15 protein-coding genes are annotated in these 16,572 nt (G+C 44.5%); 1 reads left to right on the forward strand and 14 read right to left on the reverse strand.

Translation table 11 applies throughout. From position 1 onward, the window contains the following. Positions 1 to 122 precede the first annotated feature (122 nt). The 11 genes from raiA to pcnB all read right to left on the reverse strand — a co-directional run bounded on the left by raiA (position 123) and on the right by pcnB (position 10,951). Positions 123 to 440 (reverse strand): ribosome-associated translation inhibitor RaiA, encoded by a 318-nt coding sequence (raiA, locus tag EBR25_05035; protein NBW40357.1) that lies wholly within the window; start codon positions 438 to 440, stop codon positions 123 to 125. A gap of 120 nt (positions 441 to 560) precedes the next feature. Continuing rightward, complete coding sequence (gene rpoN / locus EBR25_05040; GenBank protein NBW40358.1) at positions 561 to 2,018, reverse strand: RNA polymerase sigma-54 factor; 1,458 nt, start codon at positions 2,016 to 2,018, stop codon at positions 561 to 563. Positions 2,019 to 2,343: 325 nt separating this feature from the next. Then, complete coding sequence (gene lptB, locus EBR25_05045) at positions 2,344 to 3,075, reverse strand: LPS export ABC transporter ATP-binding protein (GenBank protein NBW40359.1); 732 nt, start codon at positions 3,073 to 3,075, stop codon at positions 2,344 to 2,346. A gap of 108 nt (positions 3,076 to 3,183) precedes the next feature. Continuing rightward, positions 3,184 to 3,888 (reverse strand): YceI family protein, encoded by a 705-nt coding sequence (locus EBR25_05050; protein ID NBW40360.1) that lies wholly within the window; start codon positions 3,886 to 3,888, stop codon positions 3,184 to 3,186. Between the two features lie 24 nt (positions 3,889 to 3,912). Beyond that, positions 3,913 to 4,758 carry an HAD family phosphatase gene (locus tag EBR25_05055; protein NBW40361.1) on the reverse strand — a complete coding sequence of 282 codons (846 nt, stop codon included), beginning with the start codon at positions 4,756 to 4,758 and terminating at the stop codon, positions 3,913 to 3,915. After that, entirely contained in the window at positions 4,755 to 5,315 is a 561-nt protein-coding gene (locus tag EBR25_05060; GenBank protein ID NBW40362.1) for a hypothetical protein, read from the reverse strand. Before EBR25_05060 ends, EBR25_05055 begins: the two co-directional genes overlap by 4 nt. 6 nt (positions 5,316 to 5,321) lie before the next feature. Beyond that, positions 5,322 to 5,999: an LPS export ABC transporter periplasmic protein LptC gene (gene lptC, locus EBR25_05065; protein NBW40363.1), complete on the reverse strand. Its 678-nt coding sequence runs from the start codon at positions 5,997 to 5,999 to the stop codon at positions 5,322 to 5,324. 20 nt (positions 6,000 to 6,019) lie between these two features. After that, a complete protein-coding gene (locus EBR25_05070) occupies positions 6,020 to 6,847 on the reverse strand; it encodes a 3-deoxy-8-phosphooctulonate synthase (protein ID NBW40364.1) in 828 nt (275 codons plus the stop codon). 127 nt (positions 6,848 to 6,974) lie between these two features. Continuing rightward, on the reverse strand, positions 6,975 to 8,693 hold the full coding sequence (locus EBR25_05075) for a CTP synthase (protein NBW40365.1): 1,719 nt from the start codon (positions 8,691 to 8,693) through the stop codon (positions 6,975 to 6,977). A gap of 90 nt (positions 8,694 to 8,783) precedes the next feature. Beyond that, positions 8,784 to 9,635: a hypothetical protein gene (locus EBR25_05080; protein ID NBW40366.1), complete on the reverse strand. Its 852-nt coding sequence runs from the start codon at positions 9,633 to 9,635 to the stop codon at positions 8,784 to 8,786. Between the two features lie 47 nt (positions 9,636 to 9,682). Further along, positions 9,683 to 10,951: a polynucleotide adenylyltransferase PcnB gene (pcnB, locus tag EBR25_05085; GenBank protein NBW40367.1), complete on the reverse strand. Its 1,269-nt coding sequence runs from the start codon at positions 10,949 to 10,951 to the stop codon at positions 9,683 to 9,685. Positions 10,952 to 11,342: 391 nt separating this feature from the next. On the opposite strand from pcnB, the gene EBR25_05090 reads away from it, so the two are divergent. Then, positions 11,343 to 11,579, forward strand: a complete 237-nt coding sequence (locus EBR25_05090) for a hypothetical protein (GenBank protein NBW40368.1) — start codon at positions 11,343 to 11,345, stop codon at positions 11,577 to 11,579. Positions 11,580 to 11,604: 25 nt separating this feature from the next. Here EBR25_05090 and EBR25_05095 read toward each other — a convergent pair whose 3' ends face one another. The 3 genes from EBR25_05095 to mfd form a co-directional block, all read right to left on the reverse strand. Further along, the gene (locus tag EBR25_05095; protein NBW40369.1) at positions 11,605 to 12,990 is read right to left on the reverse strand and encodes a phosphomannomutase/phosphoglucomutase; all 1,386 of its coding nucleotides are present in this window, start codon (positions 12,988 to 12,990) and stop codon (positions 11,605 to 11,607) included. A gap of 25 nt (positions 12,991 to 13,015) precedes the next feature. Then, entirely contained in the window at positions 13,016 to 14,023 is a 1,008-nt protein-coding gene (locus tag EBR25_05100; protein ID NBW40370.1) for a peptidylprolyl isomerase, read from the reverse strand. Positions 14,024 to 14,208: 185 nt separating this feature from the next. After that, the coding region (mfd, locus tag EBR25_05105; protein NBW40371.1) for a transcription-repair coupling factor at positions 14,209 to 16,572 on the reverse strand (2,364 nt) is incomplete at its 5' end.

Raw genomic sequence — 16,572 nt, forward strand, 5'->3', positions numbered from 1 at the left:
AGTTTTCTCACCTAAAGCTGGGCGCCTCTTCAGGTTCCGTTTGTCAGGCACTTCAAAGTTCAAGTAGGACTGCTATACCTTGGGTAAAGCGACTCCATTCGCACCTCTGTTCAATAGAGAGGCTATCGTGCCGTGTGATTTGTCATTTTTTCTTTGTGCCGGCGCATCTGGCTTCCTAGCGAATCAACAAGCTTATCTATTGATGCATACAAATTCTCACATTCTTCTCTACAAGCGAAATCTGCGCCATCTACATGAAATGAAATATCAGCCGTATGTCTATTCTTTTCTACGAGTAGCACCAAGTGTGCTTCAACATCGTGATGAATAAACTTTTTTAGGCAGTTTGCTATTTTCTCATTGGCATAGGCTTTAATAGGTTCAGTGGACTCAGTATTTCGGAAATTAATATTGAGATTAACAACTTTTGACTGAACCATATTGCCTCCTTTAGGTGATAGAAAACTCTAGTTTTTATTGTAACGTATTTTTCGGAAATGAGAATAAGAATCATGAGTAGAAAATAACAAAAGCTAATGATATGAGCCCTATTTGGGGTCTTAACATACCCGTTTTCTTCGAGAAGAGGAGGCAATCCCTAGGCTTTCTCGGTATTTTGCTACTGTTCTCCGTGCGATTTGAACGTCATCTCCCTCTAACATCTCAACAATTTTCTGATCGCTGATAGGTTTTTTAGGGTTCTCTTCAGCAATAATTTGGCGTATTCGCTCCTTGACGCTAGATGAAGAAATCTCTCCATTGCCGGTCTTAATACCTGGTGTGAAGAAGAATTTTAACTCATATACACCTTGAGGGGTATGAACATACTTATTTGTCGTGACCCGACTAATGGTGGATTCGTGCATGCCGATATCGTCTGCAATATCTTTAAGTACTAGTGGCTTTAGTCGCTCGATTCCATAGGTAAGAAACTCTTTCTGATATTTTACTATGCTCTCTGTGACCTTGTAGATCGTTTGTTGACGCTGATGAATGCTCTTGATGAGCCAAGAAGCAGACTTGAGCTTGTCATTAAGATAAACTTTGTTTTCTGGCTCGTTTTCACTGGCGCGCTTGAGTGCCTCTAGATAGTACGGACTTACCCGTAGTTTTGGTAAACCGTCTTCATTCAGCGAGATAACCCATTCGCCTCCGACGGAATAAACGTAAATATCCGGCACAACATATCGTGTTTCTTCTTCGGCGAATTGCCGTCCAGGTCTTGGCTCGAGAGCAAGGATAACTTTTACGGCAGCATGAACTTCAGATAATTCAACCCCCTCTTCCTTTGCTATCAAGTCATAGCGCCGGCGCTCGAGCTTGTCTAAATGCCGGTCTACCATTTTCGCAGCAAGTGACTCTTCTAGTCCGAGATCTTCGAGTTGAAAAAGTAGACATTCACCGAGATTTCTTGCGAATGCACCTGCCGGCTCCAGATCTCTCAGTGTTTCCCGAATAACGGAATGAACTTGCTCAGGGGTGCTATGGGAAAGTTCAGCAATCTCTTCATAGGTTAGGGTAAGGAAACCATTCGGGTCTATATTTCCCAGTATATTTATAATGATTTCTTTATCTTCTTGCTGAACATCACTCATGCGAATCTGAGAGAGGAGAAATTCTCGAAATGTTATCTCCTTGCTGAGAGTGGCTTCAAGCGATGGTTGATCTTTATCACCTGAGACCTCGCGAGTTCCCGCGCTACTGCTATAGTCTCCCAGGTTCTCGAGGTAGCGTTCCCAGTCTACGGGGCTATCTTGAGGTTCTAGTCCAGTTACAGTATGAAGCTCCCCAGAGGTATCATCAACGTCACTCGATGTTGCCTCTCTTGGAAGTGGCTCATCATCGGCACCATCTTCTTCTCGTATTTCCTCTAGAACCGGATTTTCCAGAAGTTCTTGTTGTATTGCATCAATGTATTCTAGTCGTCCCAGTTGTAGCAGCTTGATAGCTTGCTGCAACTGGGGAGTCATCATCAGTGACTGACTCATTTTTTGGACAAGTTTTGCTTGTAGTGCCATACGCTTCCGAAAAACCTCTTTCTTCCTAGCCTCTTAAGGAAACCCTAATGACATCCAGTTAAGAGAGCGCTCTTGTCTTTCCAATTGAATGCCTCTCTTTTGATGTTTCTGTCTAGGATAGAGTGCGGAAAACAGGAGAAAACTATGCCAATTCTCCTAATATGCTGATAATACATCGAAAATCCATAGAACGATTGTAACAGTGGTGTCTTTTTCATGTGACAAATGGCTGGTGTAAGAGCATGCGGAGGAGGGAAAGCAGAGTGTTCGGGTATCGTAGTGGAAGAGAGAGGACTCTTTGAGTTGATAGGACGACTTCACTCTCTTAATTGAGCACAAAGCCTTCTCCAAGATAATACTTTTGCGCATCTGGATTCGAAGCGATTTCTTTCGGGCTACCTTCAACCATGACCTTGCCGTCTACTAAAATATAAGCACGATCACAAATCCCTAGAGTCTCACGCACATTATGGTCAGTAATCAGAGTTCCAATGCCCTGATTCCGTAATCCGTCTATAATAATTTGCAGATCTCCTACTGCTATTGGATCGATACCAGCGAAGGGCTCGTCGAGAAGTAAAAAAAATGGATTCAGTGCAAGTGCTCGAGCAATTTCCACTCGCCGACGTTCGCCACCTGAGAGAGCACTGGCTAAGCTGGTACGCAGCTCTGCTACTCCTAGCATCTCCAACAACTCTTCAAGACGTTCTTTACGACTATTATCCGTAGCGAGTGTTGGAATTGTCTCCAATATCGCCATGATATTTTGCTCAACAGTCAGCTTTCGAAAGACAGAGGGCTCTTGAGGAAGATATCCTATACCCTTCCGCGCCCTCTCATAGACTGGTTGTTGAGAGACATCTTCACCATCAAGTAAGACTCTTCCAGAGGTTGGAGCTACCAGTCCAACACACATATAGAAGCTTGTGGTTTTCCCAGCACCATTGGGTCCCAGGAGGCCTACGGTTTCTCCTGAATGAACAGAAAGAGAAACGCCCCGCACAACAGGTCGTTTAGCGTAGCTCTTTGTTATGGCTTCTGCTGCTAGCGTGTGCATCTGCTCTCTCTTATGTCCACAATCTCCAACATAGGGAAATTCTATGCCTGTACACTAACTCGAGTCAGCTATAAACGAAAGCCATGCAGCATCTTTCGTGAGGATTCACTAAGATGGAAGAGTTACAATATTGACTTCAATTTCTATATCATCATAGATCAGTTTGTCACCGAGGATGGCGGGATCAAACCACTTTCCTGAGTTATATCGAATCTCCCACTTTGTTCTATCAATAGTTGCGGTGCCTTTTGCTGTATAGATCCCTTTGTCTTCGATAATAGAAGCTGTCAGAGTAACAGGAAGAGAGATTCCCTTTATTGAAAGATTGCCATTAATCAGAGTTGAATGTTCACCGCCTTTTTTCGCATTACTTATTGAGAAAACTCCCTCGGGAAATTTCGATACATTAAAAAAGTCTTCTGATTTTAAATGGTCTTCTAATTTCTTTCTCCACTTCGGACTTTCTATATCCTCATTTTCTATTGTCTGCATATTAATTACGAAGTTGCCACCGATGATAGCGCCTTCAGATAGTGTCACGGCACCAGATTTTAGCTTTACGATTCCATTATGTTGTCCAGCTAACTTTTTGCCGAGCCATTTTACTGAACTTTGCGCAGTATCAATTTTGAGTACCGTTTTATCTTCTGCTTGCGCGAGTTGAGGCAAATGTAAAAATCCAAAAGCAGCCAAAGCGAAGATTGTTATGAAGAATAGATTTCGGAAAAAAGAGGAGTTTTTCATTGTAATCCTTTCTAATGACACTATGGGGAGTAGTCTTCCACACGCGAAAGGATAATTCCACCTCTTCATTGGGAGGGAATAAGAAAGCGAAATTTAGGGTGTATTCTCGTTGCCAACGGTGGACAGGAAGTTCGAGAGAAACTGATAAACGCCCTGGTCTTCTACCGATGGTGCCGTATAGCTAGCTGTAGATTTCACTTCATCTGCAGCATTATCCATGGCAATGCCCCATTTTACCGTTGATAGAAAGTGAATGTCTGAAGCCCCATCACCAAATGCCATAAGTTCTTTTGGGGTACACGATAGAGCATCGCAAATATAGTTGAGCCCATGAGCTCTGCCAGTATTCGCATGGGTCAGATTTAAGAAGTGAATATGAGGATGAGCTGCTCCATGACCAATTCCTATCTCAATATCTGGCACTCTGCGTAGGATTTCAGAGATGCATTCAGGGGAAGGGCTTCTCTCAAAGACAATCACCGCTTTCAGAAACGGTCCTTTTATCTGATTGGGATCCTTAAAATCGAGAATCTGAGGAAGTTTATGTAGGTACTCTTTGTGTATAGTTGAGATGTGATTCAGTGCCTTTACATAATACGCATCAGAATCATAGAGTTCGACGTACCAATCGAACTCAGCGCAACAGGTTAGAATCGCCCTTATTTGATTTATCTCGAGCGCTTGTGAGTGAATCTCTTTCCAATTTTCAGGACTCGTGAGTAGCGCTCCAGAGTAGCTCAAACACGGTACTGTTGCACGGATCTTTTCAGCAATTGGCTTCGCCGCAAACCAGGGGCGTCCTGTCGCAACTCCAACTCCGATGTTCCGAACATGAAGCCAGTCAATACTCTCTAGAACTTTCGGATGAATGGCTCCACTGCTGTCAACAATGGTTCCATCAATATCAAAATAGCAGGCTCTCGGGAGCATTCCGTTCACGGGCTCTCCTGCGTCTTTTGCTTATTTTCCTCAGCTTGCTCTACTTTTTTCTTTTCTTTTGCTCCAGAGGCAGGACTCTTCTGCACGAGCTTTACTCGGACTTCACCCTCTGCTTCGCTGCGGTCTTCTTTTAAAAAGATTCTTATTTTATCTGCGTTAACGATACTTCCTTTCTCTTGTATCTCTGGATTTATGGTTAGGGTAATCGTCTCGGTTGCTTTTTCATAAATAGCGAGTTCACTGCGCGCTTGGGTGCCTTCTTCGCGAACAATAAAGACGTTATCGCGAGCGGTGATTTGTTGAATAACATTTTCAGCAGAATATGAAGCCTCGAGCTGATCACACGTCAGAGTCATATCTTCATGAATGAGTTCAACATTACTTCGATACTGCACCTCGCGCCTTGATGCTGAAAGAGTCATCTCGTCTGCCTTAATGTACGTTGGTGCATTCTCAAAATCTGCACGAAAAAGGGGCTGTTCAGCTTCCGGCACGTTTGCCAGTAGCGCTGGGGAATAGAGGAGGATGATGAGTATGATTAGCTTCGGTGCCTTCATATTTGACTAACCCCTTCGTTTTTTAGGCTCAAGAATGCTCGTGACATTTCGTAATATTTTATATTGTTCTATATCAAGACGGGCATGGAGACCGTCCCCTTCAACTATAAACCAATTTCCTATTACCTGAACATGCGCAGATGTCGAAACGAGAGCTTTCTTATGATCATAAGAAGCCTCTGATGTTACTATTCTCATTTCACGTCCATAGGTCACACGGACATCTTTCGGAAAGAATACGGACTGGAGTTCAGGGCCTTTGAGAATCAGGGTTGCCTCATTTGCCTTTAAAACAATTTTTTGCCCTTTCTCATCATTTGTGAAAAACAAGCATGCATCAATGTCTATGCGATTCTCTTCTGGAAAATAGCGCGCGTTTTGGCCTGTGACCTCCCATAAGACCTTCCCATCTCGAGTTTCACTCCGATGGAAATTCTCCAGAGCAAATCCCTCTGCTGGTTGTTCGCTCATGTCTCCGATTTCGGCTTCATGGGTTGTTTTTTTGAGCGGAGGTTCATCCGAAGGAAGAGTTGATTGCGATACTTGATCCTGATTTTCCAGCGGCGTAGTCGGCGCAAGAGATGACTGTTGATACCCGGTATTGAGAAAAAGCGCTCCAATAAAGAAAAAGAGAAGGACCAGAAGAATTGCTAGGAGATAGCTTGTTTTCCTATTGAGATACATAACGTTACAGTCGGTGGGGCTTATAATCCAACATCTTCATCTTGAACCACCTGAAAGATCTTTTGAAGGCTCTTTAGGAGGCGCGGCAGTTCGTCAAGTGGCAACATGCTATCACCGTCTGATGGGGCAGATCTGGGATTTTGATGTGTTTCGATAAAAATGCCATCAACTCCAGTGGCAACAGCTGCTCGGCAGAGGGGATGACTGAAACGAGCATCCCCACCAGATACCCCTTTTGCTCCTCCCATAGACTGCACAACATGTGAGCCGTCGAATATTACGGGGAAGCCGCTATTTCTCATCTGAACAAGAGAACGCATATCTACGACTAAATCTCGATATCCAAAGAAGGTTCCTCGTTCACAAAGGAGCACAGTAGCAGACTCTGAGTCTTGGCGAACTTTCTCCCCCGCGAAGGCAAGATCTTGAGGGTGAAGGAATTGCCCTTTTTTGATGTTTACGATACGACCTGATCGTCCAGCTGCTCGTAAGAGGTCTGTCTGACGGCAGAGAAAAGCTGGAATCTGCAGAATATCAACGCATCCATCAAGTATCGCTGGGTGATCTGGTAGGTGGATGTCGGTGAGCGTTGGCAAGTCTAATTGTTCTTGAATCTCTTGAAAGACAGGTATCGCTTCCTCAATTCCAATTCCGCGTGGGCTGTCAGCTTTAGTTCGATTTGCCTTATCGAAAGATGCTTTGAATACTGGGGCGAATCCATACTGACTTGCAAGTTCTGCTATTCTTTCAGCGAGGGAAAGAGCATGATCTCGACTTTCAAGTTGACAAGGACCACAAAAGAGAAATGGCTTTGTGGGAACTGGCGTAGCAGATCGAGTCTCTGCCATCTTTTGAGCATGCGAAACGATGCTTTGAATAGTATGTGTTCGGTTACTCATATCGACCTGTATAGTTTGATTCAGACGTCCTTCAACAACCAGTCTGTTTACATGAGTCGAAAGCGGGTATTACTCATTAACACGAGCTTGCAACGTCATTTTTTTTTGTGAACTCTATGACCTTTTTGTCTTTCTGACTTTTATCAGAAAGTGCTTTGGAACTTCTTCGTTCAAGCGCGGCTGCAACAAAGCTTCGAAACAGAGGATGAGGCTCTCGAGGCTTCGATTTAAATTCAGGGTGAAATTGCACTCCAATGAACCAAGGATGATCAGCGATTTCAATGATCTCAACAAGATCATTGTTGGGAGAAGTTCCAGCAATCATAATTCCTGCTTTCTCTATGGCTTCTCGATACTCATTATTGAATTCGAAACGATGCCGATGTCTCTCGCTAATTGATGTTGTTCCATAGGCGGCATAAGACTTGCTGTTTTGGGTAAGGACGCACGGATAGGCTCCAAGCCGCATTGAGCCTCCTTTTTCGCTGACATTGCGCTGACTCTCCATGAGGTCAATAACAGGATGTTCAGCACTCTGTTTAAATTCAGCACTTGTGGCATCAGCCAGTTTCGCCAGATTTCGGGCTCCCTCTATTACAGCCATTTGCATACCTAGGCAAATGCCGAAAAAGGGAACTTTATTTTCTCGAGCATATTGAACCGCCATAATCTTCCCTTCATGGCCCCGTGCACCAAAGCCACCCGGAATAAGAATTGCATCAGCTCCTTCGCCATTCGTCGCCTCAAGAAGCTTTTCCTCAACTGAGCCTTTCTCAATATCTTCGCTGTCGATATAGACAATTTTTACCGTGCAGTCGTTAGCAAAGCCGCCATGATGTAGCGCTTCGGATAGACTTTTATAGCTTTCAGTCAGATCTACATACTTGCCGATCATTGCCAGCGTAATACTGCCGTTTTTGGGTTTTCGGAGTACGTTAACAATGCGCTCCCAGTTGGAGAGATCTGGGGTGCCGGTCCAAATATTCAGCTTTTCTACGATTCTTTCATCAAGTCCTTCTTCATGAAGCAGAAGAGGGAGCTCATAAATGGTTGAGACATCTGGGGCATTAATGACCGATTTTTCATCAACGTTACAAAAAAGGCTAATCTTTTTCTTGATGTTTTTCTCTAGCCGCTTCTCCGAACGACAAACAATAATATTCGGAATAATCCCATATCCAGTAAGCTCTTTTACCGAATGTTGTGTCGGTTTTGTCTTTGATTCATCAGCTGCTGCTATATGGGGCACAAGTGTAACATGAATGAACAGGCAGTTTTCAGACCCCATTTCAGCTCGCATCTGCCGGATTGCCTCTAGGAACGGAAGACTCTCAATATCTCCAACAGTTCCACCGATCTCAACAAGGCAAATATCATATCCTTTAGAGGCAAGATAAACGCGCCGCTTTATCTCATCTGTAATGTGTGGAATGACCTGAACGGTACCACCAAGATAATCACCGCGGCGCTCATTCGCAATTACGGTTTCATAAACTTTACCAGAGGTAAAGTTGTTGAGCTTCGACATAGTAGTGCCGATAAACCGAGCATAGTGCCCAAGGTCGAGATCAGTTTCCGCACCGTCATCAGTAACGAATACTTCTCCATGCTGAAACGGGCTCATTGTTCCAGGGTCAACATTAATGTAGGGGTCGAGTTTTACAGCGGTGGCACGTAGGCCTCGAGATTCGAGTAGTGATCCGATGCAGGCTGTGGTAAGCCCTTTTCCAATTGAGGAGACCACACCCCCCGTAACAAAAATATACTTGGTTGGGCGTGGTTCTTGAGAGTCCATGAGCTCTTCTCCGTATCAGTTTGGGATATGGTACATGAAACGTAGGATTAAAGCATGTCTAGAAAGAAAGATTTTCTTTCCTATAAAATGCTAGAGAGTTTGAGGGGATACCGCAGTCCGTAGATATAGCTCTAGCCGAAACAAACTGAGGTAGAGAACCAGCAATACGCCAAGACCACTTCCCAAGAGAGGATACTGGATAAAGATATTTTGGACTACGGTGTGAAGGGTTTCAGTCGGATAAATTGGGTCTGAGAGCGATGCAAGGGAGATGAGCTCTGAGAGGATGTTCGGTGACACGCTCATGGGACTGGCGATAAGTTTTAGGGCGACTGGTAAAAGTATGGGAAACAGCCAGATACAGAATCGTCGACGCATAAAGTCCAACACCTCTTTGAAAGCATCAAGGCCCGTTAGGGATGAGGCGATGATTACTTCTGGCAATGGATTAAGGAATACAAAAGCGGAGAGAGAGAAGGTGATCAGGAGCACATTATTATCAAGAACCGATAGTAACAGATGCACGATAAAAAGAGGAAATGCCACTGAGAGAAGGGCAAAGAAGAGTTCCGAATTAAAGCGAAGAACATCCATATAACTCTCTTTGCGGGCTGCTCTTCTTACATGTATCCATGGATCCTGTTCTTCAGTGATTTTTTTTAATGAAAAAAATCCTCTACCCGTTGAGAGCTGAGCCTTAGTTGCCATCGTCAGCCATTGAAAAAGGTAGGTGAGCCAGACTAATTGGATAAGAGCGAGCAAGAAGCCGCCACTCACTCCCAGTCTGGAATAGTGTATAACACTCCCCAGGAATTGGTAGAGAACGAATGCAGAAAGAAAAAGAGGAATGAGAATTGGCTGACGAAGAAGCGTCTTGGCTGCTTTCATTGCAGCCTGAAAATAGAGTGAGATAGTAGCGAATGGCTCTTTCGAGTTCATCATTGATAATCTCTTTTCCATGATACCACGTATGCTAGTTCACTTGGTGGCTATCCACGTGCCCTTCGCTTCGGAGGGGAACGCCTTCCTTTTCGAGTACGAGTTCTGGTCCCATGCCCTTTTGTCCTAGCGATAGCCGCTTGAGATACGAGCTCGAGAAGCTTTCCGTCTGAATCATCACCTTCCAGCCACCGTAAAAGGTGCTCCAGATTTCTTATAGATTTTCTTCTTTCAAGATTAAGCTTCTTTACTTTTTCAATTGGCATCTGGCGTAGCCGAAGCCAAAGGGCGAGTAGGTCATCAATCCGTTCACGTTCTTTTCTCGGAACCATCAGTTTAATGAAACAGCTCTTTAAGTGATCAACCAACTCTTCTCGCTCAAGCTCCTGCTCAAGAAGCTGTTCTTTCGAACTCGGATAGGCAACAAGAAATATAGCAAAGAGCCCAAGAATTGCAGTTAAGGGCTCTTCAATTTTATGTTCTCGTAAGTGCGAATCCATACGTTCGACAACAGTAGAAAAGTAACTATTTTCGGTGAGTAGGGCAGCATCATTGAGTAGCAACTCGGGTAACAAGTGTGTCAGGAGTCCTGTGTGTCGCAGAAGACGCAGTGTCGGCAGCGCAGCGCCGCCTGAGAGGTCTCTCTTAAACTCTTCGTAGACCCGTACTTGAGAAGCCGTTGTTAGCAGCTCATGGTGATGTTTTATCGCGTCAACACTCTTTTTCTCGATTTCAAAGCCCGCTCTAGCAGCATGTCGAACCGCACGGAGCATTCTTACTGGATCTTCTTCAAATCGGACTGCAGGTTCCCCAATTATTCGGATGGTGCCTGACTGCAGGTCTTTCATTCCTCCTACATAATCAATAATTGAAAATGTTGAGAGCTCATAAAAGAGAGCATTGATCGTAAGGTCACGGCGATACGCATCGGTCGAAGGTGTGCCGTATGTGTTGTCTTGCTCCTCTATGTCTTTTTCTTGGCTATCATTTTGAGAAGATGCTTTTGAGGAATCGCGAAATGTTGAAACTTCTATAATTTTCTGGTTTCTAAAATAGATGTGGGCGAGCTTGAATCTACGTCCAATAATCCTACAGTTACGAAACAGATTTTTTATTTTTCTGGGTGTTGCATCAGTTGCAATATCAAAGTCTTTCGGTTTTTTGCCGAGTAATAAATCTCGCACGCCACCTCCAACGAGGTACGCTTTATAGCCGTGACGAATGAGTCGATACATAATCTTCAGAGCATCGGTGTCGATATCTGCTCGAGATACGCAGTGATCATTTCGCGGATATATCTTGGGTGAGGTAGAGTTCATGAATCCTTTGGGTTCAATTTGAAGATGATTTTGTAGTCCCTATACTACCGTAGCTTTTCGTCTCAATTCTTTATACTTCACGATAATCGTTTTCTCTGCAGAGGATTATCCCGCCTTTTTTGGGCTCACGTTTCACTGCATGCCTGCGGTAAGAGCCTTACTCTTTTAGACGGGAGAGGCAACGCATAGGACAAAAGGCTGGTAACAGACTGAAAATGCTATGCTTATTGCAGCTGTGAATTTCCTTAAGTTTCCGCAGAAAGCGGTCGAATTACTCTCTGTGTGTGAGATGTGTGCGAATTCTAATTTTCTATTACGAAGATACCCATGCTTTTGTGAGTTCAGAGACCTCTGAGCACGCTTGAGATCGGTATGAAAAAGGAGAGGAAGCATGGCCAGGCCCGTGTATCCATACGAGTTGAGTGACCCCGATTTTGTTTGGTTGATAGAGACCTTTCTTGAGGCACGTTCGGATTTCGTGACGCTTCAAGAATCATGTCTGCCTGTAATCTTATTTCAAAGAACGATGGCGCAAGTAGATCCTGAAGAGATGCTCCTTGGTCTTGACTCACCATTTGAAAAGCTTCTCTTGCCGGAGACAGAAGAAGAGTCAAACAAGGAGGAGTGAGCTTTTGGCTGGAAGTAGAGAGATTTCACTGTAGTCCAGCTAAAATCTCATCAACGCCTTGTCTCATAATGGCTTCGTAGGATGCGAGTAACTCGGGGGTTTCTGCTTCAAATCGCATTACTAGAGCTGGCTGGGTGTTTGAAGCCCTCACTAATCCCCATCCTTTCTCGAACTCGACTCTTACTCCATCGGTGAGATCGGTTTTGTAGTCAGAGAATTTACGTTGAGCCTCCTCTGGTACCTGGAACTTGATATGGTCAGGGCAATCGACCCTAATTTCAGGAGTTGAAATCGCTTGTGGAACATCTCGAAGGAGTCCTGAAAGTGTCTCCTGTGTATTGCTGAGCAGCTCAATGAGGCGACCTGATGCGTACATTGCATCGTCGAATCCGAAAAAGCGATGTTTGAAAAACATGTGACCGCTCATTTCCCCTGCAAGATCAGCATCTTCCTCGTAGAGCTTCTGTTTAATGAGTGAGTGGCCAGTCTTCCACATTATCGCTCTGGCCCCTTCTTGAGCCAGCGTATCAAACAGTCGAGATGAACATTTTACATCTCCAATAATGGTTGGTTTCGAGATGTCTCTTAAGAGCGCTTGTCCATAAATTAAGAGAAGCATATCGCCAAATACAATATCCCCTTTTTCATCTACCACCCCAATGCGATCGGCATCCCCGTCCCATCCGATTCCACAATCAGCATTTTCACGGATAACGGCAGCTTTTAAGTCTTTGATGTTTTCAAGCACTGTTGGATCTGGATGGTGATTTGGAAAGTTTCCGTCGGGGTCACAATAGAGTTCAATTACCTCAACGCCGAGTTGCTTGAGAAGCTCTGGACCGACCATACCGCCTACTCCATTGCCGGCGTCAACGACGACCTTTAGCTTTCGAGGACCCATATGGGGTTTGATATTCTCTATGAGATAGCTCAGATATTCAGGCAAGATAAGATTTTCCTTGATTAAGTGGGGTATAGGTGTGATCTGAGCTTCTTGATGACATTTCATTAAAGCGAAAAGTTCTTGAATAGCACTTCCGGATAGAGTGGTTTTCCCCCGACATATTTTGAACCCATTCATGTTAGATGGGTTGTGGCTGCCGGTAACCTGAATGCCACCCGCAAGCTCTCGCTGATAGAGCGAAAAGTAGACTTGCGGTGTTGGACCCATACCAAGCAGTTCCACGGGTCTGCCAGTCGCAGAGATTCCTTCTGCTAGTGCTTGCGCATATTCTGGAGAACTTAACCGACAATCGTATCCAATGCTGACTGGTAGTTCGGTTTTCTCACGAAGAGTTTTTCCAAACGCAAACCCTAGAAGTCGAGCAAATCCTGCATTGAGATCTTCATCAACATTTCCTCGAATATCATATTCCCGAAATGCTTGGGGGTTGAGGTGAATTGCTGACATATTTCTCCTTAATGTTCGGCTAAATTTATATTTTCTTGTCCACAGCAAACTTAGAGGTCAACTCTCGAGCGAAATATAGCTTCATTCGCTCTTGGAGTTTTCTCTCTTCTAGTTGAGCTCGTATTTCGCTTCTGAGCTCTGTATTTGTCGTGTTACTTTTATGACCAAGAAAGCGGTTTTCAATAAAGAAGAGGTGAAAGCCAATAGGTGTCTCAATAATCGAAGAAACCTGCTGCTCTGGTAGTTCAAACAGGGCCTCAAAAATAGCTCCATGAAGGTCCTCTTCGCTAAGAACGCCGAGTAGTCCTCCGTCGACTGATTCTGGCCCGTGAGAAATTTTTGAGGCCTCTCGTTTAAAGTCATCCAGAGACGACGCGTCACTTCGTACGCGCTCAAGAGTCTCTTTTGCTGCTGTCTCTGACTGCCGCTCCCGGTAGAGTACTATTTGCCGTAACTTCATTTTTGTTCCGCCAGTCTTGAGCTCTGGATGCTGAGCAAGATACTCGTTGATTTCTTGCTCACCAATGCTGGTTCCTTCTCGCATAATTTGATTGGCGAGCTTGGTTTTTAAAATGTCGATTTCTACCTGTTCCTGCAATTGTTCAATGGTCGTATTCTGCTCCTGTAGTGCTCTTTCAAACGTTTCACGAGATAGGCCATTTTGTTGAGCAAGGCGGTCGATATAAAGTTGAATCTCGTCATCGCTTACGCCGATTCGTCGATCTCTGCTTTCAGCTCTTAGGAGATGTTCAGTAATGAGCTGTTGAAGAGCATTTTGAATTTGTTGGTTCTGAGCAGCATCAGAGAGGGAGGTCGGATAAGCCACGCCTGACCTTTGCACAACGTCAGTTAGAGTAATAGGAGTGTTATCGACGGATGCTACAACAGCATCAAGTAGTTCAGCGAAGGCAGGAGGAGATAAGGTTACAAAGATTCCTATTACAATAGAGAGCAGAGATTTGTGTATGAAAGGTATGTTTCGAGATACTTCCTCAGAAGCGGATGATACTCGTGAGTCATGGTTGTCGATCATGAAGGTGGTTCCACAAAATTGAGCGTAATGGCTGAGAAAATTGTGACAGATAGTGCAAAAAGTTCAAGGTATAACCGATGAAAAACCATAATTACCCACAACGAATGTGGGAATAAGTATTTGCGTCATACATTTCATGAAAAGTTCGAGTTGTCATCCATTTCTCATGTTTTGAGTCAGATGCCTCAGGTTTGAATTTGGTCAAGGAGTTCAAAAACTCGATCGAACGTCTGAGCTAGCGAGCCTTTGCGAAGTGTTGGCTCATGAACGGTAAACGAGTCATTTTTCCCGAGTTTGAACTTTTTAGAGTTTGATCGAACAAGCTCCAGCGCTTTTTTTATACTGATAGGAGCTGAAGGCGCAAAGGCGCACGAAAATGTTTCATCGCCAATTTCACATCGTGCAACCCCATATGGTTTTAGTTGACCTCGAAAAGTCATTATGTCAATCAGTTGTTCCGTCGGAGTGCTGAGAGGGCCGAATCGGTCTTGGAGTTCGTCCCGCATACCGTTTGCATCATCATTACTGCGTAGTGCTGTTAAGCGCTGATAGATAACCATACGTTCTTGGATGTCTGGTATGTATTCAGGCGGAAGAAATGCATCGAGCTCAATCTTAACCTCTGGCTCAACCAGAAATTCATGAGAAAGGGCTTCACCAGTGAGATGGTGAACGGCTTCATCAAGAATTTTTGTGTATAATTCAAAGCCAACTGAAATAACACTACCGGATTGTTGACGTCCTAAGAGCTCTCCGGCTCCTCGGATTTCCAGGTCGCGTATGGCGAGTTGAAAGCCGTGTCCTAATTCATCGAGAGACTGTAAAGCAGCAAGACGTTCTTGTGCCTCGCCTGATAATCGCTTTTTTGTTGGGGTGAGAAAGTAGCAATATGCCTGTCGAGTGCTTCTGCCTACTCGCCCCCGAATTTGATAGAGTTGGGCCAGTCCGAAGGTATTAGCCCGATGAATGATGATAGTATTAGCATTCGGGATATCTATTCCAGATTCAATGATCGTTGTTGCAACAAGGATGTCGATTTCATGCTGTAAGAACCGACGCATAATATCTTCGAGTTGCGATTCACTCATTTGCCCATGGGCGAAGACAATTCGAGCGTCTGGTAACAGCTGCTGTAGTCTTTCCGTGACAATCTGTATCGACTGTACCCTGTTATGCAGAAAAAAAGCCTGACCTCCACGCTGCATTTCCCTCAAAAGAGCATCTCGAATCGTATTGTCGTCATCAGGTGTGACAAATGTTCGAATCGTTTTTCTATTGACTGGGGGTGAGCTAATAATACTAATATCGCGAATCTGAAGGAGCGACATGTGTAGGGTTCGCGGTATGGGGGTAGCAGTCAGGGTAAGTACATCAATATCCCCCTTCATTTGTTTGAGCTTCTCTTTTTGCCTCACTCCAAATCGATGCTCTTCATCAATTATCAACAGTCCTAAATCATGAAAGGTAACATCACGTTGCAAAAGTTTATGAGTGCCGATGATAATGTCGAGTTGACCTGATGACAGTTGCTCCAGAGTATTTTGATTTTGCTTACTTGAATAGAAGCGACTCACGATTCCGATGTTGACTGGGAATTCAGCGAGCCTGCTATTAAATGTTTTGAAATGTTGCTCCGCAAGTATTGTTGTAGGACATAAAATTGCCACTTGTTTTGAGTGCTGAGTCGCTTTAAATGCTGCTCGAAGTGCGACTTCCGTTTTGCCGAAACCGACATCTCCGCAAATAAGACGGTCCATGGGTTGTTCACTGGACATATCGAGGAGAGTTTCTTCGATTGCTTTTAGCTGATCGCTTGTTTCCGTAAATGGAAATCCATCTGCAAACTCTTCATCTTGAGCGCCAGCAGGGTCAAAGCGCCAACCCTTGGCGAGCTTCCGTTTCGCATAAAGGTCTACAAGCTCGCCCGCAAGAAGCTCCACTGAAGCTCGTACTTTTGCCTTCGTCTTATTCCATCTTTTAGAGCTCAGGCGATCAATTTGAGGTGGAGTTCCATCAACACCGCTATACCGTTGGACCTTAGCGATATTGGTCATGGGGAGAAATAGCGTGCTATCGGCATACTCAATTTCTAAGAGGTCGACTCGCCCCTGCTTTACGTCTCGCTGCGTAAACCCACGGTACCGTCCAATACCATAATCAATATGCACGATGTAGTCGCCTGGAGTGAGCTGAGAAAGAGAGTTGAGAAGTTTTCTCATCGAGACGGATGGTGTCGGAGCGATATGACTTGCTTCCCCAAAAAGGTCTCTTTCACTGATAAATACCAGCGCTTCGTCTGGTAACAAGACCCCAGATGAAAGATTCCCGGATAAAATAACAATCGGTAGCCGCTGAAATTCATATGCCCACGTATATGCCGATAAATCTGTACGAATTGGCACCTCGATGTCGAAATCATTCAAGATTCTTTGCAGGCGACGAGAGCGATGCTCAGAGCCGATCAGAAATGCCAGTCGATAGTTTTTATTACGCCACTCGCGAATCTTATCGCGAAGTGGCTGAAAGGGATGCTCCAGTCGTTTTACTTT

This window comes from bacterium, assembly GCA_009926305.1.
GTDB lineage: Bacteria > Bdellovibrionota_C > UBA2361 > UBA2361 > RFPC01 > RFPC01.

What these genes read in the sequence shown, in the direction of transcription:
- EBR25_05095 (NBW40369.1), bottom strand. Translation starts at nt 12,990, where the DNA reads ATGTCAGCAATTCACCTCAACCCCCAAGCATTTCGGGAATATGATATT.
- EBR25_05060 (NBW40362.1), bottom strand. Translation starts at nt 5,315, where the DNA reads ATGAAGGCACCGAAGCTAATCATACTCATCATCCTCCTCTATTCCCCA.
- EBR25_05100 (NBW40370.1), bottom strand. Translation starts at nt 14,023, where the DNA reads ATGATCGACAACCATGACTCACGAGTATCATCCGCTTCTGAGGAAGTA.
- pcnB (NBW40367.1), bottom strand. Translation starts at nt 10,951, where the DNA reads ATGAACTCTACCTCACCCAAGATATATCCGCGAAATGATCACTGCGTA.
- raiA (NBW40357.1), bottom strand. Translation starts at nt 440, where the DNA reads ATGGTTCAGTCAAAAGTTGTTAATCTCAATATTAATTTCCGAAATACT.
- EBR25_05080 (NBW40366.1), bottom strand. Translation starts at nt 9,635, where the DNA reads ATGATGAACTCGAAAGAGCCATTCGCTACTATCTCACTCTATTTTCAG.
- EBR25_05090 (NBW40368.1), top strand. Translation starts at nt 11,343, where the DNA reads ATGGCCAGGCCCGTGTATCCATACGAGTTGAGTGACCCCGATTTTGTT.
- EBR25_05070 (NBW40364.1), bottom strand. Translation starts at nt 6,847, where the DNA reads ATGGCAGAGACTCGATCTGCTACGCCAGTTCCCACAAAGCCATTTCTC.
- lptC (NBW40363.1), bottom strand. Translation starts at nt 5,999, where the DNA reads ATGTATCTCAATAGGAAAACAAGCTATCTCCTAGCAATTCTTCTGGTC.
- EBR25_05075 (NBW40365.1), bottom strand. Translation starts at nt 8,693, where the DNA reads ATGGACTCTCAAGAACCACGCCCAACCAAGTATATTTTTGTTACGGGG.
- EBR25_05050 (NBW40360.1), bottom strand. Translation starts at nt 3,888, where the DNA reads ATGAAGAGGTGGAATTATCCTTTCGCGTGTGGAAGACTACTCCCCATA.
- rpoN (NBW40358.1), bottom strand. Translation starts at nt 2,018, where the DNA reads ATGGCACTACAAGCAAAACTTGTCCAAAAAATGAGTCAGTCACTGATG.
- lptB (NBW40359.1), bottom strand. Translation starts at nt 3,075, where the DNA reads ATGCACACGCTAGCAGCAGAAGCCATAACAAAGAGCTACGCTAAACGA.